We start from the raw sequence: 24225 nt of genomic DNA, 5'->3' as shown, positions 1-24225 counted from the left end.
GCGGTTTGTTGATGTCGAAGTTCAAGTCTGATTTCCTGCGCGTGCTCGATGAGCGCGGTTTCATCCACCAGATCTCCGATCCGGAGGGGCTCGATGCCCTGGCCCTCAAAGGGCCGATCACTGGTTATGTCGGGTATGATGCCACCGCCACGTCGATCCATATCGGTAACCTGATCACCGTTACGATGTTGTACTGGCTGCAGGAAACCGGCCATCGGGCGATCAGCCTGATGGGCGGCGGCACCTCGATGGTGGGGGATCCCTCTTTCCGCGACGAGCAGCGCAAGCTGCTGACGGTCGAGCAGATCGAAGCCAATATCGCGAGCATCAAGCGGGTCTACAGCAACATCCTGCGCTATGATGGCCACAATCCAGCCATCATGATTAACAATGCTGAATGGCTTCTGAACCTCAACTATATCGAGTTCCTGCGCGACGTGGGCCGGCACTTTTCGGTCAACCGCATGCTCAGCTTTGACTCCGTGAAGCTCCGGCTGGATCGCGAGCAGTCGCTGAGCTTTCTCGAGTTCAACTACATGATCATGCAGGGCTACGACTTCGTCGAGCTCAACCGACGCTATGGCACCGTGCTGCAGATGGGCGGCTCGGATCAGTGGGGCAATATCATCAATGGCGTTGACCTCAGCCACCGCATGGGTGGACCGCAGCTTTATGCACTGACCACCCCGCTGCTGACCAAGTCGAGCGGCGAGAAGATGGGCAAGTCGGCCTCGGGGGCCGTGTGGCTCAATGGCGACCTCTTCAGCCCCTATGACTTCTGGCAGTACTTCCGCAACACCGAGGACGCCGATGTCGGCAAGTTCCTCAAGATCTTCACGCGGCTGCCGCTCGATGAGATTGCCAAGCTTGCAGCGCTTGGCGGGACCGAGATCAATGAGGCCAAGAAGGTGCTGGCCACCGAGGTGACCGCCATCGTACATGGCCGCCAGGCGGCTGACGAGGCGGCGGCGACGGCCAAGGCGACCTTTGAAGCCGGCGCCATCGACCTGTCACTGCCGACGGCAACGGTGTCGCGAGCCGAATTGAACGGCGGCGTTGGGATCTTGTCGGCGCTGGTGACCGCAGGACTAGCGGCCTCGAACGGCGAAGCGCGGCGGCATGTGGCTTCGGGTGCGGTACGCGTCAATGACACCGTGGTCGAGGACGACAAGCTGAGCCTGGGTGAAAACGCGCTGCTGGCCGAAGGGGTGATTAAGCTGTCCGTTGGCAAGAAGCGGCATGCGTTGATCAAGCCGGTTTAGGGCTTGCTACCAAGCCCTGCGAGCTTGAGATGGACCCCGGCTTGAGGCCGGGGTGACACCGGCGGGTGTGACCAGCTCAAGGGCTGACCTGAACAAAAAAAACAAAAAGGCCGGGATCGCTCCCGGCCTTTGTTTTTGAGCTTTTGGAGGATTACTCCTTGTCGGCCGTGGCCTTGGGCTTTTTGGGCTTGGGCAGGGCCTTAGGCTTGGCCGGGCGCGGTGGCACCGCAACCAGTTCCAGCTTGGCGTCGGCGCCTTCGCCAACGACCGCCACGGTCACCGAACCGCCATTGACGAGTTCCCCGAAGAGAACCTGATCGGCAAGCGGCTTCTTGACGTGTTCCTGGATGACGCGACCCAGAGGACGGGCACCCATGCGTTCGTCGTAACCATGCTCGGCGAGCCAATCGGCGGCTTCCGAGGTCAGGTTGATGGTGACGCCACGCTCGGCCAGCTGACCTTCCAGCTGCAGAACGAACTTCTCGACCACCCGACGGACCACTTCACGCGGCAACGGGGCAAAGGAGATGATCGCATCGAGCCGGTTGCGGAATTCGGGAGTGAAGATGCGGTTGATTGCTTCTTCGTCGTCCCCAACTTCGCGCTTGCGGCCAAAGCCGATCGGGCTCTTTTGCAAGTCCATAGCGCCGGCATTAGAGGTCATGATCAGGATCACATTGCGGAAGTCGACCGACTTGCCGTTGTGGTCCGTGAGCTTGCCGTGATCCATCACCTGCAACAGGATGTTGTAGAGGTCCGGATGGGCCTTTTCGATTTCATCCAGCAGCACGACGCAATGCGGATGCTGATCCACCCCGTCGGTCAAAAGACCACCCTGATCAAAGCCGACATAACCCGGAGGGGCACCGATCAGGCGCGACACGGTGTGACGCTCCATATATTCGGACATGTCGAAGCGCAGCAGCTCCACCCCGAGCGTGTCGGCGAGTTGCTTGGCCACTTCGGTCTTGCCGACGCCGGTAGGACCGGTGAACAGGTAAGAGCCGATCGGCTTTTCGGGCTCGCGCAGGCCCGCACGGGCCAGCTTGATCGCCGAAGACAGCGCCGTAATGGCGGCATCCTGCCCGTAGACCACGGTCTTGAGGCTCTGCTCGAGGCTGCTCAGCAGTTCCGCATCGGACTTGCTGACCGATTTGGGCGGGATGCGCGCGATGGTGGCGATGGTATTCTCGATATCCTCGACATCGATCACCTGCTTGCGCTGATCCTCGGTGAGCAGCATCTGGCTAGCGCCGGTTTCATCGATGACGTCGATCGCCTTGTCGGGCAATTTGCGGTCGTTGATGTAGCGGGCCGACAGTTCCACCGCCGCCTTGAGAGCATCGTCGGTGTACTTGATCTTGTGGAACTCTTCGAAATAAGGGCGCAGGCCCTTCACGATTTCGATGGCATCGGGGATCGAAGGCTCGTTGACGTCGATCTTCTGGAAGCGCCGCACCAGAGCGCGGTCCTTTTCGAAGAACTGGCGGTATTCCTTGTAGGTGGTCGAACCGATGCACCGGATCGCGCCGGAAGCCAGAGCCGGCTTGAGCAGATTGGAAGCATCGAGCGCGCCGCCCGAGGTTGCACCCGCACCGATCATGGTGTGGATTTCGTCGATGAAGAGCACGGCATGAGGCAGCTTTTCCAGCTCCTTCATCACGGCCTTGAGGCGTTCCTCGAAGTCGCCCCGATAGCGGGTGCCGGCCAGCAGCGAGCCCATGTCGAGCGAGTAGATCACTGCTTCCTTGAGCACTTCGGGCACGTCGCCCTCAACGATCTTGCGGGCCAGGCCTTCGGCGATGGCAGTCTTGCCGACGCCGGCATCGCCCACATAGATCGGATTGTTCTTGGAGCGGCGGCACAGCACCTGGATGGTGCGGCGCAACTCGGCATCACGACCGATCAATGGATCGATCTTGCCTGCTCGTGCCTTGGCGTTCAGATCCACGCAGAAATCTGCGAGAGCCGAACTCTTGGCGTTGTCGCCCCGCCCGCCTTCGCTATTGCCTTCACCGTCCTCGGCACCACGCACTTTGCGCTCCTCGCTGGGACCAGACTTGGTGATCCCGTGGCTGATGAAATTGACCGCATCGAGCCGGCTCATATCCTGCTGTTCGAGGAAATAAGCAGCATGGCTTTCACGCTCGGCAAAAATGGCAACCAGCACATTGGCACCGGTGACCTCTTCGCGGCCAGAAGACTGGACGTGGATTACGGCGCGCTGAATGACCCGTTGGAACGCGGCAGTGGGCCGAGCGTCCTGACCATTGGCGACGATGAGGCTGTCGAGTTCCTCATTGATGAAGTCCTCGAGATCGCTCTTGAGCGCGTCGACATCGACATCGCAGCCCGCAAGGACGGCAATGGTGTCTCGATCGTCGGTCAAGGCGAGCAGAAGGTGTTCGAGGGTAGCGAATTCGTGGTTACGCTCGCGCGCCAGGTTCATCGCCTGATGCAGAGCTTTTTCCAGTCCGCGAGAAAATGATGGCATGTGATGTTCCTATTGCTTTTCCATCACGCATTGCAGCGGATGCTGGTTCTTGCGCGCCGTATCCATGACGCGAGTGACCTTGGTTTCGGCGACTTCGTAGGGGTAGATGCCACACTCACCAACGCCCTTCTGGTGAACATGGAGCATGATGCGCATCGCGTCTTCGCGCGATTTGTTGAAGACGTCCTGGAGCACCAGGATGACGAACTCCATGGGAGTGTAATCGTCGTTCAGCAGCAACACACGATAAAGATTAGGCCGCTTGGTCTTGGGCCGAGTTTTGGTTGCGGTACCGGATTCCGCGCCGCCGGCATCCTTGTTGTCATCGCCGTCATTCGGACCGGCAGAGGTGAGCGGGCGCAGCCAAGTGGTGGCAGACGCCTCGCCGATGGGAGCAAGGAGATCGGGTAGTGTCATGGCAAGGCATCTGTCGTGAGAGAAACGAAGCAGCATGGTGGACCCATTATGTAGGAAAATTATGGGCGCTGTTAAGGGTCATCGCTTCTCATATTCGTGACCGGCAAAAAGACCTGATAAGAGGAGTTTTGCCCGCTGCCCACGCTGACGCCACATCATCTCCACATCACGGACAAAAAGCTGGGCATTTTACGGAATGGTAATACGCGAAGCCTAGGTTCGGGATTGTGGTGGAGACGGCGGGGGCACGTCGCCATCATTGTGTGAGTTGTGTACGGACGCTTTGACCGTCCGAGAGTGAAATTGGAGTTGCGGGTGGCTTTTCAGGCGAAATCCCCTTGGCGCGTCGTCCTCGTCCGCGCCTTTGCCGCTATAGTGGTTGCGCTTTCCCTTGCTCTACCTAGCGCCGCTCCCGCCCAGGCTATCGAGAACCTGCGCAAATATGCCGGCATCGTTGTCGACGCCAAGTCGGGCCAGGTTCTTTACGAAGAAGCTGGCGACGCAAGGCGCTACCCGGCCTCGGTCACCAAGGTAATGACCCTTTACGTGCTGTTCCAGGAACTCTCGGCGGGCAATATCAAGCTGTCCACCAAGATGACGGTGTCCAAGCACGCCGCTTCCGCAGTGCCCACCAAGCTGGGCCTGCGCGCCGGTGCGACCATCACGGTGGAAGACGCGATCAAGTCGCTCGTGACCCTGTCCGCCAATGACATGGCCAGGGTGATCGCCGAGCACATCTCGGGTTCGGAAAGCAAGTTCGCCGAGCGCATGACCGCCACGGCGCGGGCGCTGGGCATGCGGTCTACGACCTATCGCAATGCCTCGGGGTTGCCCGACGGCGCGCAGATCACCACCGTGCGCGACCAGGCGATCCTCGCCATCGCAGTTTACCAGCACTTCCCCAGCTATTACGAATTCTTCCAGACCCGCTCGTTCTCCTATGGCAAGCGCACCTATGGCAACCACAACCGAGTGCTTGGCTATATGGGCGCTGTGGACGGCATCAAAACCGGCTATATCAATGCTGCCGGTTCGAACCTGATGACCGCCGCGCGCAAAGACAATCGGCATATCGTCGTTATCGCATTCGGGTTCAACTCGTCCGCCTCGCGCGACCAGAAGGTGCGCCAGCTCGTCGCCAACTACCTGCCTAAGGGTCGCAAGGGCAATTACCTGCAGACCGCCCAGATCCCGCAGCCGGGCCGCCAGGGCAATATCCAGGTGGCCGTGGCCCAGCCCAGCAAGCCAGTGTTCGTGATGCCCATGCCCCTGCCCGGCTTCCGCCTGGCACAGTTGGTAGCGGCGAACGGTGCCCAGGCCCAGCCACGCGCTCAGCTGCCGCAACCATCTCAGGCGCCCGTCGTGGTCGCCAGCGCCGCACCGGCACCGGTGCCGCCCGCCCCCATGCCGGCCGACCTGTCGCTGCAGCCTGCGGTGCAGGCCGCCAATGTGCTCGCTGCCCCTTCGCAGACGCCCCAGCCGGCCTATCCTTCGCAGGACGTAATCGGCGCCTGGCTCAGCGACTCCTATAATTTGGGTGCACCGCCTTCGGCCCTGGGCCACACCGTCCCGTCAGCGCCGCTGGCGCCTGAAGAACGCATCGGCTCGGATGGCGTGCCGATCGATCCGGCGATCAGCGGCTCGGTGAAAGTGGCTGCTGCCAATGACAATGCGGTGCCGCCCGGCGGCTGGGTGGTCCAGATCGGCGCCGGCCCGAGCGAAGAAAGTGCCCGCGGCCTCCTGAGCGATGCTGCAAGCAAAGTCGGCCAACTCGGTGATTTCCGCTCCTATGTCGAGCGGTTCGAAAAGAACGGCAAGACCTTCTTCCGCGCCCGCTTTGTGGGTTTCGGGGACCGGGACGATGCGACTGCCATGTGCAATCAGCTCAAGCAGCAGAACCTGGCGTGTCTCGCCATGCAGAGCTGACGCCGACCTAAACCTTCCGTTCGAGGCAGGACTGTTGTGCCGGCCCCGGATTCCCCATCAAGCAAATTGGCGCCTGTGTTTGGAGTAGCCCAATGAGCGAACGAACTGCCCTGCTGGACCTGGCCAGTTTCATTGGCCGCTCGAGCCTGGTGAGTGACGACATGACGGCCCGCAACCGGGTGCTGGCCGGCGTTGGCAAGCGCATGCAGTCGCGCCACGGCCGACGCAGCGTGGGCGAGCTGCTGGGGGTGGTGCTGGCACTGTCGGCCCGGACCCGCCGGATGGTGCAGGAGCCGGTCCGCATCGATCTGGATGTGTTTGCGCCCGGCGGCAAGCGCGCCGTGCTGATCAGCTTTGGCGGGGACCGCTAGCGGTCCCCTGCCCTCAGGCGTGGCAAGGCACGGGCGTATAGCGCGCGTGCACTGAAGGGGGCGCGGCGACGATCTCGGCGGCAGCCCGATGGGTTTCAGCCCGGGCCTTTGCCGGCAGGTTCAGCGCGGCAACGAGACTGCGATACTCCTGGCGCGCCGTCATATGCGAGTTGGACGGCTGGCCGCCAAGCAATTCCTCATCGAGTGGATCAAAGACGGTCATGCCGCTGGCAAACAGCGAGCGGAAGATCACCCGCTCGCCGATGCCGTCCGACACCCGGCAGCCGAAGCGCGCCGCAATGCGATCGAGCATGCTCTGCACCTGGCGCGTATTGCGCGAGGACAGCATGGAGATGCGGTTGCGCACCAGAATCCAGTCGATGCTTTGGCCATCAATGCTGAGCCGCTCGGAGCGGGCGCGCTGCACGAGGCGTGAGTAATGGCTGGTTTCCACGGGCTCACCGGTAACGGCATCGGCACGGGCCAGCACGTTGAGGTCGATTAGGCTGTCATTGACCGGGGTGATCAGGGTGTCGGCTAGCGAATGGGCCAGCCGCGTCATGTTGGTGTCAAAGCCGGGCGTGTCGATGACGATGAAGTCCACGCGGTCCTCGACCTCGGCTATGGCCCGACGGAAGACGTCGAATTCGGCGCGGTGGTTGTCCTTGACGGAGTCACCCCAGGCGGCCGGTAGGTGGAAATGCTTGGGGCTGGGTAGCGCCAGCTGGTGCTCGCTGTTCCAGGCACGCCGGTTGCGGACATAGTGGGTGAAGGTTTGCTGGCGGCTATCCACATCGATGGTGGCAACCCGGTGCCCCTGGTAGAGCAGGAAGATCGCCAAGTGGAAGGCGGTGGTCGATTTGCCCGAGCCACCCTTCTCGTTTCCAACCACAATGACATGTGCGCCTTGCCGTGCCATTCGCCGCTCCATCTTGGCCCCGAAAGACTCGGGCTCGCTCAATGGGCAGAGAAGCGCGCCTATGGTTAACAAAGCTTAAACAAGCGGCGCTGGACTGTACCAGCCCTGCTCACAAGCTTGGCAAGTGGCCCGATATCCCCAGGCTAAAGCAAACCGAGCCTGGCGAGATCGGCCGCGATCTGCAGGGCGCCGGCATTCTCGTTGGCACCGATATCGGGCGGAGCATCCTTGGGATCGAGATAGCGCCAGCCCTGGAACGGGCGCTTTGGATATGGCACCGTACGAACCATGTCGCGGCTCATGATGATGTCGCAGTAGTTCTTGCCCTCCTCATCGGTGTAGGGAGCGAGCCTTAATATGGGCTGCCGCAAGACGATGGAGCCAGCGATCACCCAGTAAATGGAAGACTGCCCCTCCATCTCGGCCGCGCGGCGCGGCATCATCCGGGTGCGGTGGACATGCACGTCCTCGCCATAGTCAGCGCCCCACCAATGGGCCCGCTCATTGCGAAAGCTTTCCAGCTCCTCGACGCTGGCGACGCCAACGGACAATTTGACCATGTGGATCATGCCAGGCTTCCCCGGGGTGCCACGCCCTGGATGACATCGATCTCGTCGTCGTCAACGATCCACGGCTCCTGCAGAGCCAGGGCCAGCCATCGCTGAAAGGCGGGCAAGGCATAGATGGCGGCGACATAGTCGTTGAAGGTATCGGATACGGGCAGAGCATAGGTGCGGATGCGGGTAGCGACGGGAGCGTACATGGCGTCGGCAGCGGTGAAGGCCCCGAAAAGAAAGGGTCCACCAGAGCGAGACAACAAGCCGCCGAGGGAATGCTCGAGCCGCTGCAGGTCCTTGGCGATCATGTCGGCACTGACCCGGCCCGGATGGCTGGCGCGCAGGTTCATCGGCGCGTAGCTACGCAAGGCGGTGAAGCCTGCGTGCATTTCTGCGGAAACCGCTCGTGCCCGGGCACGGTCGGCGCGATCCTGCGGCCAGATCGGTTTGTCAGGAAAACAGTCGGCGAGATATTCGATGATGGCGATGGTTTCGGGAACCTGGAGATCGCCATCGATCAGCAGCGGCACCCGGCCCGTGGGCGAGCGCTGGGCCAGCACATCGCGGAAGCCTTCCCCCGCGAGTTGGAGCACTTCATCCTCAAATGGAATGTCGAAGTGAGCCAAGACCAGCCAGGGCCGCAAGGACCAACTGGAATAATTACGATTGCCGATCAGCAGCTTCATCGAACTCTCCAAAAAAGAAGGGCGCCCTTTGGCATGGGCGCCCTCCGAAATGCCTTGGGGTGAAAAACTTTGGCGCTTAAACGCCCGCAACGACAGAGAAGACTAGTCCCATCGACGCCAGGCAGACCATGGTCCAGGTTGCCGCGCGCCACATAGCAGCTCTCGGATGAGTGCGCATTATCGCTCCTTAAAAGCCATTCACTCGGGGGTCGCACCCCAGCAGCAAAACGTTAACCCTGACGAATTGTTCTGGCAAGCGGCCAAACTGCAACACTCCGGTTCACAGCCTGCCCCACGCCAGAGATCGTACAGGCTTAAACTTGGCAGGGAATGTCCCCGTTCCAAGCAAAGCTGTTGATAATTGGTTAAACTTTTACCGAATTTCAAAAGAGCCCGAACCACAAGCCGGCGATGCCCAGAAAAGCAAAGAAGCCGACCACATCGGTGATGGTGGTCACGAATACCGCGGAGGCGATAGCAGGATCGGCCTTGAGGCGATCCAGGATCACAGGGATCAGAATGCCGGCCGTGCCCGCCACCACGAGATTGATCACCATGGCCGAGCCGATCACCACGCCTAGCTGGACATCGCCGAATCGGGCCGCGGTGACCAGGCCCACCAAGATGGCGAAGATGACCCCATTGGCCAGGCCCACCACCATTTCGCGGGTGATCAGCCGGCGCAAGCGGCTCCCATCCAGCTCGCGCATAGACAGGGCCCGGACAGTCACCGTCATGGTCTGGGTGCCGGCATTGCCGCCCATGGAGGCAACAATCGGCATCAGGACGGCCAAGGCAACCATCTGCTCGATGGTGCCATCGAAAAGGCCGATAACGACCGAAACCAGCACGGCGGTAATGAGATTGATCACCAGCCACGGCACACGGCTACGAATGGTATCGACGGTGGAGTCGGAGATGTCTTCATCACCAACGCCCGCGAGCAGCTTAATGTCCTCGTCCGCTTCTTCGTGAATAACGTCGACGATGTCGTCGATGGTGAGCACGCCGACCATGCGCCCGCTTTCGTCGACCACGCCCACCTCGACCAGGTCGTAGCGCTCGAAGCCGCGGGCGGCTTCCTCCTGATCCTCATCGGCCCGAACCAGAATCACCTGCGTATTCATGATCGCGTCGATCTTGGTCGATCGTGGGGAGCGCAGGAACTTGTCGAGAGGAATGGTCCCGAGCACCTTGTAGGCCGCGTCGACCACATAGATCTGGTAGAACTCGTCGGGCAGTTCAGCTTCGGTGCGCAGGTAGTCGATGGTTTGGCCGACCGTCCAGAAGGGCGGGATGGCGATGAAGTCGGTCTGCATCCGCCGGCCGGCGGAATCCTCGGGAAAATCGAGGCTACGCTTCAAGCTCAGCCGTTCAAAGGTTGGCAGTGCCGAAAGAACCTCGTCCCGGTCCTCCTGCTCGAGATCCTCCAGAATGGTTACGGCGTCGTCATTGTTGAGGCCGGTGACGCCACGGGCGATTTCGGCATTGGGAATCGCCTCCATCAGCTCGACGCGGATGCTCTCATCGACTTCTGTCAGTGCCGAAAAGTCGAATCGGTCCCCCAGAGTACGGACCAGCAGAATGCGTTCATCGGGGTTGAGGGTTTCGAGCACATCGCCGATATCGGCGACGTGCAGAGGCTCCATGACACTGGCGACGTCATCCGCCCTGCCCGCCTCCAGATAGGCGCGCAAACGCTCCAGCCAAAGCGGGCTGATGCGGTCTTCGCTGTTGCGAAGCGCGTCGGGATCAACCACGGCCTCAGGGCCCGGTGCGGTATCGAATTCTGTGCTCACTGGAAGCCCTTTGTGTCGCGAGTTTCGGGGGCGCGCCAAGCTGTAGCTAATCAAGGAGCGATGCGCCAGACTAGCCGTTGTTGTTTTCAAGCACTGCGCAAGTGCAGTGCGGCATGACAAGGAAAACCGCGATGGCTGCTTCCGAAGCGCTCGACCAAGTCTTTGTTCGCATTGAGAGGATTGCCACCCAACGCGCACTGCCCGGCGTTGAACGATCAACCAGCTATGGCACGCCGGCGCTCAAGGTAAACGGCGCCACCTTCACCAGGCTCAAAGACGAGGAGACATTGGTGCTGCTGTGCCCCGAGGAGCAGAAGGCGCTGCTCATGGAGATATCGCCCGAGATCTATTTCGAGACCGACCATTATGTCGGCTGGCCGGCGGTGCTAGTCCGGCTGGAACGGATCAGCGATGAAGAACTGAGCCTGCGGCTGGAGGACGCCTGGCGCAGCAAGGCCCCTGCCAATCTTACGGCGGAGCGCCCGTTGACGCCCCCGGCCTAACGGGGAACCAGAAACAAGAAAGCCGCCCCGGAGGGCGGCTGTTCTGGTGTCACCCTGAAGGTGACTGGTGCGGTCGAGAAGACTCGAACTTCCACATCTTGCGATACAGCGACCTCAACGCTGCGCGTCTACCAATTCCGCCACGACCGCACGTCCTGGTAGAAGCCCCGCCCTGGGGCGAAGCGAGACGGGGTTTAGCAAAGGTCCTTGAGAACCTCAAGCGCTTAAATTGCTTATCAAAGAGATCGGTGGAAAACCCTACCCGCTCCCGGGCGGCTAAAAGCGCTTGCTGGCCTTGTTGCGGACCAGGACCTGGAGCTGGCCATTGTCGACGCTGACCTCGCCATGGGCTACGAGCGTGTTGTTGGCATAGATGTGCAACGGGTCGCTTTCCAGCGCATCCAGCTCGATCACGGCGCCGCGGCCCATCCGCAGCAGATGGTGGATGGGCATGGTGGTCGCGCCCAGCTCCACCGTGATTTCCACTTCAATATTGTCGAGAGTGTTCATAGATATCGGTTCAACCCCAGCCGCAGAAAGGCGATCCTCAGCTCATCATGGTTAGTGAAGCGTTAACGGCACCCCAAGCCTGCGGTGGCGCAAGCAAATTGCGACGCGCTGATTCCCGGCCTGTCGAGTGGATGATCTCGTCCAGCCCCGTCCCTTATCCCATGGCACTTGGGGCCATGCGCGACCGGGCTGCGGCAATCGCGGCCGGCACTGCCGACGAGGCGGTGTGGTTGCTGGAACACCCACCGCTTTACACTGCCGGCACCTCAGCACGGGCCGCAGACCTGTTGACCGATCGATTCCCGGTGTTCGAGGCCGGGCGCGGCGGACAATATACCTATCACGGCCCCGGGCAGCGCGTGGCTTACCTAATGCTCGATCTGCGCGAGCGCGGTCGCGACATTCGCTGCCTGGTGCAGAGCCTGGAGGGCTGGGTTATCGACACGCTCGCTGCCCACAATATCGTCGGCGATCGCAGCGAGGGCCGCATCGGCGTTTGGGTCAAGCGGCCCGACAAGGGCGCGGACCGCGAGGACAAGATTGCGGCACTGGGGGTGCGGGTCTCGAAATGGGTAACGTTCCACGGTATCTCGCTCAATATTGCGCCCGATCTCAGCCACTACGGCGGAATCGTGCCTTGCGGGATCACCGACCAAGGTGTGACGAGCTTTGAAGATCTGGGGCAGCTGGTCTCAATGCCTGAGGTCGACATGGTTCTGCGGGCGCAATTTGAGCGCCGCTTTGGTCCAACGCGCGACGGCTCGGCAGAAGAGCTTGTGCCCGAAGGCATCACTGACCAAGTTGTGACTTAATCGAATCGCGCCAAGCTCGAGGAAACTGCAATGACGCTCGACGACCTCAAACGCCTGTTCAGCCGACAGACATTGTTCAGGCTGGACGCGATCCTGGCGCCCAAGCTGGTGCCCATCCTTTATGCGTTGGGCTTGGCGGGTATCCTGCTTTGGGCCATTAGCCACCTGTTCTGGACCTTTGGCTTTGGCTTCGGCAATGGGCTTTGGGGCTTGCTCGAGATTGCCGTGTTCGGCCTGCTGTTGTTTGTTGGCCTCAGGATTGGCTGCGAGGCGCTGCTGGTGTGGTTCAAGACGCATGAGGGGCAAACCGAGCCGGTGACCCGTTCGCGCTATTCGAGCTCGCTGCTGGACGAAGTTCGAGACGCAATTCGCGATCTTGCCGAAGCGGGCGAGGAACGGGAGTTCGTTGAGACCGACGAATATGTGCTCAATGCCGTGGATGCGGTGACGGAACCCGATCTTGAGCCGGAAGATACGCTGCGCTCGCCGGCGACCAGGGCTGGCGAAGTGTTCAAGCCGCGCCGCACCGCCAAGCGGACGCCCCGGATCGACGGCGAGGAATAGGCCAGACGGCTTGTCGCAGGTCAAAAAGAGGCCGCCCCGAAATGATCGGGGCGGCCCTTGCTTTTCGCGGCGCGTCAGACGCGGCTGAGCGTGCGGTTGCGAGCGCGGGTATCGATGGCCCAATCGCCCGGGCCGGCAAAGACCAGGTAAAGGAAGATGAAGCAGTAAAGGGCTGCGGCATCGCCGCCATTACCCACTGGCCAGAAGTTCTGGGGGAAGTGGACCATGAAATAGGCCACTGCCATCATGCCCGACAGCACAAAGGCGACCGGACGGGTGAGGAACCCAACCAGGATCAGCAGACCACCAAAGGTCTCGAGAATGCCGGCAATCAGGAACAACCCTTCGGGGGTGCCCATGCCGGGGACCGGGAAACCAAACAGCTTCTGGGTACCGTGTTCAATGAACAGCAGGGCCGTAACGATGCGAAGCACGGCGAGGGCCTGCGGCGCGTAGGCGGAGAGACGATCGAACAAGTGTGCCTCCTTTAGGCAAAGTGCTGCGCCGGTTTGACGCATTCAACCCTGCTAGCCTAGGTGGATCATTGTTAAAATCTGACCATATACGCACACACTGTTCACCAAGCGCACCCAACCCCGCACGTGGTGCAGGCCTGCTTCACGGCAGCGTCAAGGCCGGTTGATTGCGCTTTGGGCACAATTTCTGTATGAGGACGCCAATCCTTAACATCGGAAACCGTGCTCAATGAGCCAAGCGCCAAAAATTGGCCTCGTCAGCCTCGGCTGCCCCAAAGCCCTTGTCGACAGCGAACGCATCATGACGACGTTGCGCGCCCAGGGCTATTCGTTTTCCCGCGACTACGAGGGCGCCGACATCGTTCTCGTCAATACCTGCGGCTTTCTCGACAGCGCCAAGCAGGAAAGCCTCGAGGCGATCGGGGAAGCGCTCAACGAGAATGGCCGCGTGATCGTCACCGGCTGCCTAGGCGTCGAGGAAGAGCTGATCCGCCAGACCCATCCCAGCGTGCTCGCCGTTTCGGGCCCGCACCAGTATGAGTCGGTGGTCAACGCCGTCCACCAGCACCTGCCGCCGGTGCCGAACCGGTTCGTGGATTTGGTGCCTGAGCAGGGGCTGAAGCTGACCCCCCGGCACTATGCCTATCTCAAGATTTCCGAGGGCTGCAATAATCGCTGCTCGTTCTGCATCATCCCGCAGATCCGCGGTGACCTGGCCTCGCGCCCGGCTGCCGGCGTGCTGGGGGAAGCCGAGCGGCTGGTGAAGGGCGGCGCCAAGGAACTGCTGGTGATCTCGCAGGACACCAGCGCTTATGGTGTGGATCTGAAATACGCGACCTCAAACTATCGGGGCCGTCCGGTTGCCGCCAAGTTCTATGACCTGGCCAAGGAGCTGGGGGAACTGGGCGCGTGGATTCGCCTCCACTATGTGTACCCCTACCCCCATGTGGACCAGATCATTCCGCTGATGGCGGAAGGCAAGGTGCTGCCTTACCTCGATATTCCATTCCAGCATGCGTCCCCGAGCGTGCTCAAGAACATGCGGCGCCCGGCGAACCAGGAAAAGACGCTCGATCGCATCAAGCGCTGGCGCGATATCTGCCCGGACCTGACCATCCGTTCGAACTTCATCGTCGGTTTCCCCGGCGAGACGGACGAGGACTTCGAGTTCCTGCTCGACTGGCTGGAAGAAGCCGAGATCGACCGTGCGGGCTGCTTCAAATACGAGCCGGTGACCGGCGCACCCGCCAATGAACTGGTCGGCATCGTGCCTGACGAAGTGGCGCAGGATCGCTTCGAGCAGCTGATGGAAGTGGCACAGAACGTTTCGACCGGCCAGCTGGCCAAGAAGGTCGGGCGCACGATCGAAGTGCTGGTCGATGACATCGACAAGAACGCCAACCGCGCCATTGCCCGCTCCAAGTGGGATGCGCCCGATATCGATGGTCAGGTCGTGGTCAGCGATGCCACCGGCATCAAGCCGGGCGATCTGGTGCAGGTCGTCGTGACCGATAGCGACGAATACGACCTGTTTGCCGACCCGGTGCGCCCGAGCACGGTGGCGACCCCCGTGCGCTTCGAAGCGGCGCCGCAGGCCTAAGGTCGAACAACTTTATCGCGCCGGCCAAAGCGCCGGCGCAATGTCTTTCCGGCAAACTGCCCTTCGGGTAAATCGCTCATCCGCGTCAACGCCTTAGGCTTTGACGCGGCTCGGCACAGCGTGCATCTGGGCTGCATCATTCCAGCGCAGCACACCGGAGCCAGCGTTCCCATGAAGAAGATTCTTGCCGCAGCCATCGCCTCGCTGGCCCTGGCTGCAGGTCCTGCCGCGGCGCAGCCCACCGAAATCCTCAACGTCTCCTATGACATTGGCCGCGAGCTCTACGAGGCCGTGAACCTCGCCTTTGTCCCCAGTTACGCGGAAAGCACCGGCAGCACCCTCACTGTCAGCCAGTCCCATGCCGGCTCGTCGGCGCAGGCGCGTGCCGTCCTTGAGGGTCTGCAGGCCGATCTCGTTACCTTCAACCAGGTGACCGATATCAACATGCTGGCGCGGCAGGGCTTTGTGTCCGAGGACTGGCAGAGCGAGTTTCCCAACAATGCTTCGCCCTATTACTCGTTGCCCGCGTTTCTCGTGCGGGCTGGCAATCCCAAGAACATCACCGATTGGGGCGATCTGGCGCGCGACGACGTCAAGGTGATCTTCCCCAATCCCAAGACCTCGGGCAATGGGCGCTACACCTATCTGGCCGCCCGCGCCTGGGCGCAGGAAGAGTTTGGCGGCGACGAAGCGCAGGTCGAGCAGTTCCTGACCAAGCTCTTCAGCAATGTTCCCGTGTTCGAGACTGGCGGGCGCGCCGCCACCACCGCCTTTGTCGAGCGCAACCTCGGGGATGTGCTGATCACCTTCGAAGCCGAAGTGCAGGGCATCCGGCACCAGCTTGGAGTCGACAAGTATGACGCGGTGGTCCCCAGCATCAGCCTCCTTTCCGAATTCCCCGTGGCGGTGGTCGACAAGGTCGCTGACCAGCGCGGCACCCAGGAGATCGCCAAGGCTTATCTCGACTTCCTTTACACACCCGAAGGCCAGGAAATTCTCGCGGCTAACTACAACCGCGTCCATGACGAGACGGTCGCTGCCGCCCACAAGGCCGACTTTCCTGAAGTGCGGCTGGTGACGGTGGAAGAGGCTTTTGGCGGCTGGGATCAGGTGACGGCGGACCATTTCGCCGATGGCGGACTGCTGGATCGCGTGTTCCTCAACCAGTAATGCAGAGCCGGGCAGCGCCGCCTTGGCGGGCTGCCCGATGCCGAGGACCGTATGGCCGCCGCTTCCCGACGAAATAACCTGCTTCCCGGCTTTGGCGTGACGCTGGGGACCACCCTGCTCTATCTCGGCATCATCATCCTACTACCCATCGCGGCCATGTTGTTGAAGGTGGCGGGGATGGGGCCGGCCGAGTTCTGGCGCATTGTTTCGTCGCCACGGTCGCTGGCGGCCTATCGGATCACCTTTTCTTCGGCGCTGATGGCCACCGCCTTCAACGGCGCCTTCGGCCTGCTGCTGGCCTGGGTGCTGACCCGCTACGAATTTGCCGGCAAGCGGGTGCTCGATACGCTGGTGGACCTCCCCTTTGCCCTGCCCACCGCCGTGGCAGGGCTCGTCCTCGTGACCCTCTTTGCCGATAATGGCTGGTATGGGCAGTTGCTGGCGCCGATCGGACTGCAGGTCAACTACACCCAGTTGGGCATCATCGTGGCGATGACCTTCACCTCCATTCCCTTTGTGGTGCGCACGGTGCAACCGGTGCTCGAGGAAGCCAATCTTGAGCTCGAGGAAGCAGCCAGGACCCTGGGCGCGACGCCGTGGCAGGTATTTGCCCGGGTGATCTGGCCCACCATCTTGCCAGCCTTCATGGCCGGCTGCGTGCTGTCCTTTGCCCGCTCGCTCGGCGAGTTCGGCGCCGTGGTGTTCATCGCGGGCAATCTGCCGGGGCTGACCGAGATCGTGTCGTTGCTGATTTTTATCCGGCTCGACGAATACAACTACGAGGGTGCAGCGGCGCTCGCCTTTGTGCTCCTCCTGACCGCCTTTGGCACGCTGTTCCTGACTAATGCGCTCGCCGCCTGGCAGCTGCGCTACACGGATCGGAGCAAGATATGAGCCGGGTCGCCTCCACCCCACGCAGCCTCAGCGAACGGCTGTTGATTGCCCTGGCGCTTGTGCTTTCGGGCCTGGTCCTCGTTGTGCCCTTGCTGCTGATCTTCGCGACGGCACTGCGCGAAGGGATCGGCGTTTACTTCAGCAATATCCTTGAGCCTAACACGCTCCACGCCATCTGGCTGACGGTGTTGACCGCGATCGTGGTAGTGCCGATCAACATGGTGTTCGGGGTCTGCGCGGCCTGGTTGGTGACCCGGTTCCGCTTTCCGGGACGGCAACTGCTGGTGACGCTGATCGAACTGCCGTTCTCGATCAGCCCCATTGTTGCTGGCGTCTCTTATCTCTTCCTCTATGGCGGCCAGGGGCTGCTTGGGCCGGCGCTGCAAAGCGTGGGCATCCAGCTGATGTTCACGGTGTTTGCCATTTTCCTCGTGAGCCTGTTCGTTACCGCGCCGTTCGTCGCCCGCGAGCTCATTCCTCTGATGCAGCAGCAGGGAAGCGAGGACGAGGAGGCATCCCTGTCGCTCGGCGCCAATGGCTGGCAGATGTTTTGGTATGTCACCCTGCCCAATATTCGGTGGGCCCTGCTCTACGGGGCTGTGCTGTGCAATGCGCGCGTGATGGGGGAGTTTGGTGCGGTATCGGTGGTTGCCGGCTCCATTCGCGGGCAGACCAACACGCTGCCACTGCAGATCTCTCAGCTGTTCAACGACTTCAACGTCACGGGTGCCTTTGCCGCCGCATCGACCCTGGCGCTGATGGCGGTCGTAACGTTGATCCTCAAATCGGTGCTCGGCCGTAACGCGGGCCGTGGATAGCGACCCCGTAAAGGTTCCACTCCGCAGGTGCGGCTTTTATTTTCCGGCTCTGGCATACAACGCCGGCCAGGGGCGTTGCTCATGGCGAAATCCGGAGCCGATATGACCACACCGCAGATGTTAGCCTTCCTCGTTATTGGCGCCATGATGGTCGCCTTTATCTGGGGGAGGTGGCGATACGACGTTGTCGCCGTTGGTGCACTCCTTGCCGCCATGGCCGTGGGTATCGTGGCGCCTGAGGATGCCTTTAGCGGCTTTTCGGACGACATCGTCATCATCGTGGCCAGTGCCCTGATCGTCAGCGCCGCCATCGCCCGCTCCGGCGTCATGGAAGTGGCGGTGCGGCGCCTGGCACCGGGCTTGACCGCGCCACGCGCGCAATTGCTGTTGCTGGTGGTGGTGGTCACGGTGCTTTCCGCATTCGTCAAGAATATCGGCGCGCTGGCGATCATGATGCCCATCGCCTTCCAGATGGCGCGCCGCTCGGGCGTGTCGCCATCGCTGTTTCTGATGCCGATGTCGTTTGGCTCGCTCCTCGGCGGTCTGATGACCCAGATCGGCACCTCGCCTAATATCATTGTGTCGCGGGTGCGCGAGGAGTTGGTCGGCACGCCCTTCACCATGTTCGACTTCACCCCTGTGGGCGCGGCGCTCTCCGTGGTGGGTGTTGCCTTTCTCGTGCTGTGCTACCGCTTGCTCCCCGAGCGCCGACCGGCGGATGGCGGCATGGAAACCGCAGTCGACATCAAGAACTATACGACCGAAGCCCATGTGCTCGAGGATACTGGCGCGGTAGGGCTGCAGATCGGCGAATTGCAGGGGCTCGCGGACGGGCGGGCGATGGTGACGCGCATTCTCAGTGCTTCCGGACAGCGCCGTACACCCTTCCCGGACACCAAGCTCAAGGCGGGCGACACGCTACTGATTGAGGGTGAACCCGACGCGCTCGACAAGATGGTGGCGCAGGCAGGGCTTTCCTTTTCCGAGCGGCGCGACGCTATTGCCAATGCCTCCCAGGAAACCGGCACGATCGAAGCAATCGTGGGCGAGCGCTCGGACCTGATCGGCGCCACCGCGCAGGAACTGACGCTGTTCGATCGCACCGGGCTCAATCTTCTCGCGGTGAGCCGGCGCAATGAGCGCCTGACCGAGCGGCTGGGACAGATCCGGTTCCGCAATGGCGACGTGCTGCTGCTGCAGGGCGATCTCAACAAGCTGCCTGAATTGCTGCGCGAATGGGACTGCCTGCCCCTGGTGGAGCGTGGCTTACGCATTGGCAGCGTGCGCAACGGACTCGTGCCGCTCGGGATTTTGCTGGTGGCGATGGCATTGACTGCCTTTGGAGTGGTGCCAGTAGCACCGGCGTTCTTTGCTGCGGCGGCCGCTATGGTGCTGACGCGCGCACTGCCGCTGCGGGAGGTTTATAATCGGATCGATGCGCCGATCCTGATCATGCTCGCTTGCCTCATCCCCGTCAGCGATTCGCTGCGCTCAACCGGCGGCACCGAGATCATCGCTGGCTGGCTTTCCGCCACCGCCAGCACCTTGCCGGGCTGGGGCGCTCTCGCCCTGATCATGGTTGCGGCCATGGCCGTGACCCCCTTCCTCAACAATGCGGCGACCGTTCTTGTGATGGCGCCGATTGCGGCGACCTTTGCGACCGATCTCGGCTATGCGCCCGAGGCTTTTCTGCTGGCGGTGGCCATCGGGGCCGGCTGCGATTTCCTCACGCCGATCGGACACCAGTGCAACACGCTGGTGATGGTGCCGGGCGGGTACAAGTTCAGCGACTATGCGAGATTGGGGCTACCGCTATCGCTGCTGGTGATTCTGGTCGGGGTGCCGATGCTGATGCTGGTGTGGCCGTTCTAACGAGCTAGCGTGCTTGAGCGGGCCGATGCTCACCGGTAAGTTGCGGTACCGGAGACCGCGCCCTTCATGCACACATCCCACTCGATAGACCTGCCCGGCCAACCACCGCTCCTCCTGGGGCCCACCGCCAAGATCATGGGCATCCTCAATGTGACGCCCGATTCGTTTTCCGATGGCGGGCAACACAATCGGGTGGAAGCGGCTGTAGACCATGCCCGCATGATGGTGGCTGAGGGTGCAGATATCATCGATGTGGGCGGTGAAAGCACCCGCCCGGGCGCGGCATTGGTTGGCGTCCAGGAGGAACTGGACCGCGTTATGCCGGTGCTCGATGCGCTCCGTGCCGCCCAAATCGGGGTCCCGATTTCTATTGACACCTATAAGCCGCTGGTCGCCGATCAGGCGATCCAGGCGGGTGCCGCGATGATCAATGACGTTCATGGCCTGCAAGGCGATCCAGACATGGCTGCCGTGGCGGCGCTGCACGGGGTGCCGGTGATTGCCATGCACTGGGACAAGTCGCGCGACCCCGGCGACGATTTGTTGGCTGCCATGCAGAGCTATTGGGCGGGAACACTCGCGGTCGCCGAGGCGGCAGGGATCCGGCGTGAGCAGCTGATCGCCGACCCGGGCTTCGGCTTTGGCAAGAGCCTGGCCGAAAACTACGCCATGCTGACGCGGCTAGAGAAGGCGTGTTCCGCCGGGGACGGTGTGCAGTTGCCCATGCTGGTGGGGACATCGCGCAAGTCGATGATTGGCAAGGTGTTGGGCAACGAGCCCGAGGAGCGGCTCGCGGGTACGATCGCGAGCAATGTCTTGGCCTATAGCCATGGTGGCCATATCTTCCGGGTGCACGATGTGCGCGCGCATCGCGACGCGCTGCGCGTGGCGGAAGCGGCGCTATATGGCCCGCCGGCAGAAGGAAACAATTGAGATGAGCCAGCCATTCAGCGGCGACCGCATCATCCTGCGCGATCTCGGTTTTTACGGCTTCCACGGCTTGCTCAGCGAAGAACAAACGCTGGGCCAGCGCTTCTTTGTGGACCTTGAATGCGGGGTGGACCTGTCGGAGCCCGGCTATACCGACCAGATCGGCTCGACGGTCTCCTATGCCGAGATCTATGACGTGGTCAAAGCGGCCTTTGAAGGCAAGCGGGTCGATCTGATCGAGGCGCTGGGGCAGAACATCGTTGATGGCGTGTTCGCAGCCTTTGCCGATGTGCAGTGGATCGTGGTTCGGATCCGCAAGCCCGAAGCGCCGATCGCTATGGTGCGGGGGGAAGCGGCCATCGAGCTGCACCGTCAGCGGCCGGTCGCCTGATGGCACGGGCATGGCTCAGCCTGGGCGCCAATCTGGGCGATGCACCCGCCAATCTGGCGGAAGCCGTGCGGCGGATTGGTGAAGCGGACGGGGTCGCCGTCGTGGCGCAATCGGGCATGATCACGACCAAGCCCTGGGGCAAGACGGACCAGCCGGATTTTCTTAATCTGGCGCTAGAGATCAACACCGCGCTGGAACCCGTACCCTTGCTCGACGCGCTGCAGGCGATCGAAGCGGTGATGGGTCGGGAACGGCTCGAGCATTGGGGGCCGCGGCTGATCGATATCGATGTGGTGGCCTATGAGCGGCTGGAGATGGATACGGCAAGGCTGACCTTGCCGCATCGCTATGCCCATGAACGCGACTTCGTGCTCGATCCGCTGCGGGAGATTGCGCCCGAAGTGGCGCAGTGGCTGACCAGCCGGCGCAGTTAGGGGCGCAGGTGCTCCAAGACGCCGACGGCGGCATCGAATTCGATGCGGCGGCGGGCGCGGCGATAGGCGGCTTCCTCGTCCTCGCCCCACTGGCCGATCTGGAAATCCTCGTCGAGATGGGCGGCCGTCCAGACATGGTCGGGGGTAAAGAGCTTGTGCCAAAGACCCAGCGCCAGCAGCCCCGAGCCGGTGAGCCCGGTGATCGAAACCAGTGCCGTCAGCACCAGCAGGTTCTCGCTTTCGAGCTCTTCGGCGAGCCGGCTCAGCGTTGCTGCAGGTTGCTCCTGGTGCACAATGCCGACCGTGGGCTGGAAACGAACGCCAAAATGGCGGGCCAGTAACACGAGCGCGTTGTCCCAAACGGCTTCCTGTTCGGCCACCAGCTCGCGCGGCGCTTCGGCGCGGTAGAGCATCAGGTCGCCGCCGGCGAATTTGATGATCTCGGCGCGCAATGCGGGCACCAACTCCTCGCCGCTTTCGATGGCTGAATTGATCAGCCGGACGGTGGGCATGGTGGTGGCGTCGATGCGTTCGCCCTGCGCCGCCCATTCCTCGGCCATGGTGGTGGCAATCCCGGCAGCGGGCACGACGATGGGCAATTTGCGCCCGGGCGTGCGCGTGGGGCGACCATCGAGGGTGACGACGAAGCCACCGTCAACCGGAGCGACGCCCACGTCCTTGTAGAAGCGGACGGGCAGCTCGACCTTGTCGAGTTCCTGGGCACGGCCATAGCCGTCATCGAGGTGCTTCTGGATGTCTTCAAGCTGGTCGCGCATGCTCTTGCTCCATCAGCTGTTCAACCGCGGCGTCGAGCTGATCAAACGTGTCGATCAGGATATCGGCTCCGGCCGCGAGCAATTCATCGGCTTCGTGATAACCCCAGCTAACCCCGATCGCCCATGCGCCGGCAGCCTTGCCCATCTCGATGTCAAAGGTAGTGTCGCCCACCATGATCGTATCGGTGGCCAGGGCGCCGCGTCCGTCCATGGCGCGGTGAATCATGCCGGGGTGAGGCTTGGAGGGATTGTGGTCGGGCGTCTGGAAGCTGACGAAATGACCGGCAATGCCATGCAGCGCCAGGATGCGCTCGACGCCAGCCAAACCTTTGCCGGTAGCGATACCGAGTTCGGTATCACTGCGGCCGCGCAGGCGGTTGAGGGCATCGAGGGCGCCGGGGAACAGCGCTTCGCGGCTGCTATCGGCTACGAGCGAGGCGCGATAGTGCGCCTTGTAGGCATCGACCATGGGATCGATGATGGCGGGATCATCATTGCCGGCGAGACGCCCCAGCGCCAGTGGCAGCGACAAGCCGATGACCCGGCGCGCTTCTGCTGGCGTGGGTGGGCGCAGACCGGCATCCTCGAAGGTGCGGGCCATGTGCTCGGCAATCAGGGCCTGCGTGTCGATCAGCGTGCCGTCCATGTCGAACATGATAAGGGTCATGCCGCTTCCTCCGGATCATCGCCCTGAACATCGTAGCGGTCGGGATCAAAGCCGAGCGCTTCAAAGCTCTGGCGCATATGGGGCGGCAGCGGGGCGGAGATATCGAGGCGCTTGCCACCACGCAGGGGCAGAGCGATGCGGCGGGCGTGAAGATGAAGCCCCTCCCCCAGCCCTTCGGCAGGCTGCCAGTTCTCGATATTGAAATAGCGGGGATCGCCGATGATGGGCGTGCCGAGCTGGGCCATATGGACGCGCAACTGGTGGGTGCGGCCGGTGACGGGCTTGAGGGTCACCCAGGCAAAGCGACGGCTCGCAGTATCAGTGGTGGAATAATAGCTGGTGGAATGCTGCGCGCCGGGCGTGCCGTTGCGCACCACGACCATCTGCTCGCCATCGGTGGTCGACTGCTTGGTCAAAAAGCAGGAGATCTCGCCTTGGCGCGGCGTGGGATTGCCCGCGACGATGGCCCAGTAGATCTTGCGAGCCGAGCGGGAGCGGAAGACCGAGCCGAAATGGCTGGCGGCAGCATGGGTCTTGGCGACCACAAGGCACCCCGAGGTGTCGCGGTCCAGACGGTGCACCAGCCGGGGAGCTTCGCCCTTCTTGTTGGGCAGGCTCTTGAGCATGCCATCGATGTGTCGCTTGGTGCCGCTGCCGCCCTGCACGGCAAGGCCGGCAGGCTTGTTGAAGACATAAATGTCGTCGTCCTCATACAGGATGAGGTCGCGCAGGAACTGCGCGTCGGCATTGCTGACCTTGGGCGGCCGGGGCGCTTCGGCATCGTCGATGGGCGGGATGCGCACGGTCTGGCCGGCCGAGAGCCGCGTGCTGGTTTGCACCCGGCCCTTATCGACACGCACCTCACCATTGCGGATCAGCTTTTGCAGCCGTCCGAAACCAAGCTGGGGGAAATTCTGCGCAAACCAGCGATCCAGACGCATACCGTCTTCATCGCCGCTCACTTGGCGCTGCTGCACCGCACTCATGTCAGGCTGCCTCGCGTGACCAAAAGCCCCAGATACAGCCCCGCCACCGAAACAGCAACCGATGCCAGCACATAGAGAGCGGCCTGGAGGAGTGCGCCGCGCTCGATCAGCGTCAAAGTGTCCAGCGAAAAGCTCGAAAACGTCGTGAAACCGCCCAGAACGCCCACTGCGGCAAAGAGCCTCGCTTCCTCAGCCCAACTCGGGCTCCAGCGCACAAGCGAGCCCACCAGCAGCCCCATGGCCACAGAGCCCGCAATGTTGACCAGCAAAATAGCGAAGGGGAAGCCTGAGGGTAGCATACGCCCCAGAATCGTCGAGGCGCCGAAGCGCCCCATCGCACCCAAAGCGCCGCCGCAGGCAATCAACAGATAACCACTCATGCACTTGCTCC

At 62.1% G+C, this 24225-nt stretch carries 26 protein-coding genes and 1 tRNA gene; 14 read left to right on the top strand and 13 right to left on the bottom strand.

Features of this window, described 5'->3' with window-relative positions; all coding sequences use genetic code 11:
- Nucleotides 1-11 precede the first annotated feature (11 nt).
- On the top strand, nt 12-1262 hold the full coding sequence (tyrS, locus tag HRU92_RS04770) for a tyrosine--tRNA ligase (protein ID WP_172123174.1): 1251 nt from the start codon (nt 12-14) through the stop codon (nt 1260-1262).
- A 151-nt stretch (nt 1263-1413) separates the two neighbouring features.
- Here the strand turns inward: tyrS and clpA are convergent, their stop codons facing one another.
- Together clpA and clpS are read right to left on the bottom strand one after the other, a co-directional pair.
- Complete coding sequence (gene clpA / locus HRU92_RS04765) at nt 1414-3756, bottom strand: ATP-dependent Clp protease ATP-binding subunit ClpA (RefSeq protein WP_127752951.1); 2343 nt, start codon at nt 3754-3756, stop codon at nt 1414-1416.
- A 9-nt stretch (nt 3757-3765) separates the two neighbouring features.
- Complete coding sequence (gene clpS / locus HRU92_RS04760; RefSeq protein ID WP_172123173.1) at nt 3766-4173, bottom strand: ATP-dependent Clp protease adapter ClpS; 408 nt, start codon at nt 4171-4173, stop codon at nt 3766-3768.
- Nucleotides 4174-4488: 315 nt separating this feature from the next.
- Here clpS and HRU92_RS04755 point away from each other — a divergent pair, with 315 nt between their 5' ends.
- Both HRU92_RS04755 and HRU92_RS04750 read left to right on the top strand, forming a co-directional pair.
- Nucleotides 4489-6099: an SPOR domain-containing protein gene (locus tag HRU92_RS04755; protein WP_127752949.1), complete on the top strand. Its 1611-nt coding sequence runs from the start codon at nt 4489-4491 to the stop codon at nt 6097-6099.
- 92 nt (nt 6100-6191) lie between these two features.
- On the top strand, nt 6192-6470 hold the full coding sequence (locus HRU92_RS04750; RefSeq protein WP_127752948.1) for a hypothetical protein: 279 nt from the start codon (nt 6192-6194) through the stop codon (nt 6468-6470).
- Between the two features lie 13 nt (nt 6471-6483).
- Here the strand turns inward: HRU92_RS04750 and HRU92_RS04745 are convergent, their stop codons facing one another.
- From HRU92_RS04745 to mgtE, 4 genes are all read right to left on the bottom strand, one after another.
- Complete coding sequence (locus tag HRU92_RS04745) at nt 6484-7389, bottom strand: division plane positioning ATPase MipZ (RefSeq protein ID WP_172123172.1); 906 nt, start codon at nt 7387-7389, stop codon at nt 6484-6486.
- A 143-nt stretch (nt 7390-7532) separates the two neighbouring features.
- Nucleotides 7533-7958: a DUF1489 domain-containing protein gene (locus HRU92_RS04740; protein ID WP_210258538.1), complete on the bottom strand. Its 426-nt coding sequence runs from the start codon at nt 7956-7958 to the stop codon at nt 7533-7535.
- Nucleotides 7955-8632 (bottom strand): glutathione S-transferase family protein, encoded by a 678-nt coding sequence (locus HRU92_RS04735; RefSeq protein WP_172123171.1) that lies wholly within the window; start codon nt 8630-8632, stop codon nt 7955-7957. Before HRU92_RS04735 ends, HRU92_RS04740 begins: the two co-directional genes overlap by 4 nt.
- Before the next feature lie 383 nt (nt 8633-9015).
- Complete coding sequence (mgtE, locus tag HRU92_RS04730) at nt 9016-10431, bottom strand: magnesium transporter (RefSeq protein WP_172123170.1); 1416 nt, start codon at nt 10429-10431, stop codon at nt 9016-9018.
- Between the two features lie 131 nt (nt 10432-10562).
- Between mgtE and HRU92_RS04725 the strand changes: the two genes are divergently transcribed.
- On the top strand, nt 10563-10934 hold the full coding sequence (locus HRU92_RS04725) for an MmcQ/YjbR family DNA-binding protein (protein WP_127752945.1): 372 nt from the start codon (nt 10563-10565) through the stop codon (nt 10932-10934).
- 65 nt (nt 10935-10999) lie between these two features.
- Here HRU92_RS04725 and HRU92_RS04720 read toward each other — a convergent pair.
- A tRNA-Leu gene (locus HRU92_RS04720) sits at nt 11000-11084 on the bottom strand.
- Nucleotides 11085-11210: 126 nt separating this feature from the next.
- A complete protein-coding gene (locus HRU92_RS04715) occupies nt 11211-11444 on the bottom strand; it encodes a FliM/FliN family flagellar motor switch protein (protein WP_127752944.1) in 234 nt (77 codons plus the stop codon).
- A 47-nt stretch (nt 11445-11491) separates the two neighbouring features.
- Here HRU92_RS04715 and lipB point away from each other — a divergent pair, with 47 nt between their 5' ends.
- The gene (lipB, locus tag HRU92_RS04710) at nt 11492-12256 is read left to right on the top strand and encodes a lipoyl(octanoyl) transferase LipB (RefSeq protein WP_172123169.1); all 765 of its coding nucleotides are present in this window, start codon (nt 11492-11494) and stop codon (nt 12254-12256) included.
- Between the two features lie 30 nt (nt 12257-12286).
- Entirely contained in the window at nt 12287-12820 is a 534-nt protein-coding gene (locus tag HRU92_RS04705) for a DUF4282 domain-containing protein (protein WP_172123168.1), read from the top strand.
- Nucleotides 12821-12894: 74 nt separating this feature from the next.
- Here HRU92_RS04705 and HRU92_RS04700 read toward each other — a convergent pair whose 3' ends face one another.
- A complete protein-coding gene (locus HRU92_RS04700) occupies nt 12895-13296 on the bottom strand; it encodes a DoxX family protein (RefSeq protein WP_248305279.1) in 402 nt (133 codons plus the stop codon).
- A 229-nt stretch (nt 13297-13525) separates the two neighbouring features.
- Here HRU92_RS04700 and rimO point away from each other — a divergent pair, with 229 nt between their 5' ends.
- The 8 genes from rimO (at nt 13526) to folK (ending at nt 21405) form a co-directional block, all read left to right on the top strand.
- Complete coding sequence (gene rimO, locus HRU92_RS04695) at nt 13526-14896, top strand: 30S ribosomal protein S12 methylthiotransferase RimO (RefSeq protein WP_172123167.1); 1371 nt, start codon at nt 13526-13528, stop codon at nt 14894-14896.
- Between the two features lie 171 nt (nt 14897-15067).
- Nucleotides 15068-16066: a thiosulfate ABC transporter substrate-binding protein CysP gene (gene cysP / locus HRU92_RS04690; RefSeq protein ID WP_172123166.1), complete on the top strand. Its 999-nt coding sequence runs from the start codon at nt 15068-15070 to the stop codon at nt 16064-16066.
- 51 nt (nt 16067-16117) lie between these two features.
- Nucleotides 16118-16960, top strand: a complete 843-nt coding sequence (cysT, locus tag HRU92_RS04685; RefSeq protein ID WP_172123165.1) for a sulfate ABC transporter permease subunit CysT — start codon at nt 16118-16120, stop codon at nt 16958-16960.
- A complete protein-coding gene (cysW, locus tag HRU92_RS04680; RefSeq protein ID WP_172123164.1) occupies nt 16957-17778 on the top strand; it encodes a sulfate ABC transporter permease subunit CysW in 822 nt (273 codons plus the stop codon). The genes cysT and cysW overlap by 4 nt, the downstream gene beginning before the upstream one ends.
- 102 nt (nt 17779-17880) lie before the next feature.
- Nucleotides 17881-19650: an SLC13 family permease gene (locus tag HRU92_RS04675; protein ID WP_172123163.1), complete on the top strand. Its 1770-nt coding sequence runs from the start codon at nt 17881-17883 to the stop codon at nt 19648-19650.
- Nucleotides 19651-19716: 66 nt separating this feature from the next.
- Nucleotides 19717-20583 carry a dihydropteroate synthase gene (gene folP / locus HRU92_RS04670; protein WP_172123162.1) on the top strand — a complete coding sequence of 289 codons (867 nt, stop codon included), beginning with the start codon at nt 19717-19719 and terminating at the stop codon, nt 20581-20583.
- Nucleotide 20584: 1 nt separating this feature from the next.
- Nucleotides 20585-20971, top strand: coding sequence for a dihydroneopterin aldolase (gene folB, locus HRU92_RS04665; protein ID WP_172123161.1), 387 nt, complete (start codon nt 20585-20587; stop codon nt 20969-20971).
- A complete protein-coding gene (gene folK, locus HRU92_RS04660; RefSeq protein ID WP_172123160.1) occupies nt 20971-21405 on the top strand; it encodes a 2-amino-4-hydroxy-6-hydroxymethyldihydropteridine diphosphokinase in 435 nt (144 codons plus the stop codon). Before folB ends, folK begins: the two co-directional genes overlap by 1 nt.
- Here folK and HRU92_RS04655 read toward each other — a convergent pair.
- From HRU92_RS04655 to crcB, 4 genes are read right to left on the bottom strand one after another with little or no spacing between them, the layout of a single operon-like run.
- Nucleotides 21402-22181 carry an ATP12 family protein gene (locus HRU92_RS04655; RefSeq protein WP_172123159.1) on the bottom strand — a complete coding sequence of 260 codons (780 nt, stop codon included), beginning with the start codon at nt 22179-22181 and terminating at the stop codon, nt 21402-21404. The genes folK and HRU92_RS04655 overlap by 4 nt on opposite strands.
- The gene (locus HRU92_RS04650) at nt 22165-22848 is read right to left on the bottom strand and encodes an HAD-IA family hydrolase (RefSeq protein WP_172123158.1); all 684 of its coding nucleotides are present in this window, start codon (nt 22846-22848) and stop codon (nt 22165-22167) included. Before HRU92_RS04650 ends, HRU92_RS04655 begins: the two co-directional genes overlap by 17 nt.
- Complete coding sequence (locus HRU92_RS04645) at nt 22845-23834, bottom strand: RluA family pseudouridine synthase (protein WP_172123157.1); 990 nt, start codon at nt 23832-23834, stop codon at nt 22845-22847. The genes HRU92_RS04650 and HRU92_RS04645 overlap by 4 nt, the downstream gene beginning before the upstream one ends.
- Nucleotides 23831-24214 carry a fluoride efflux transporter CrcB gene (gene crcB / locus HRU92_RS04640; protein ID WP_127752929.1) on the bottom strand — a complete coding sequence of 128 codons (384 nt, stop codon included), beginning with the start codon at nt 24212-24214 and terminating at the stop codon, nt 23831-23833. Before crcB ends, HRU92_RS04645 begins: the two co-directional genes overlap by 4 nt.
- Nucleotides 24215-24225 lie beyond the last annotated feature (11 nt).

Origin of the sequence: Devosia sp. 1635 (assembly GCF_013185955.1) — a bacterium.
GTDB lineage: Bacteria > Pseudomonadota > Alphaproteobacteria > Rhizobiales > Devosiaceae > Devosia.
This window is presented reverse-complemented; position numbering and strand designations above follow the sequence as displayed.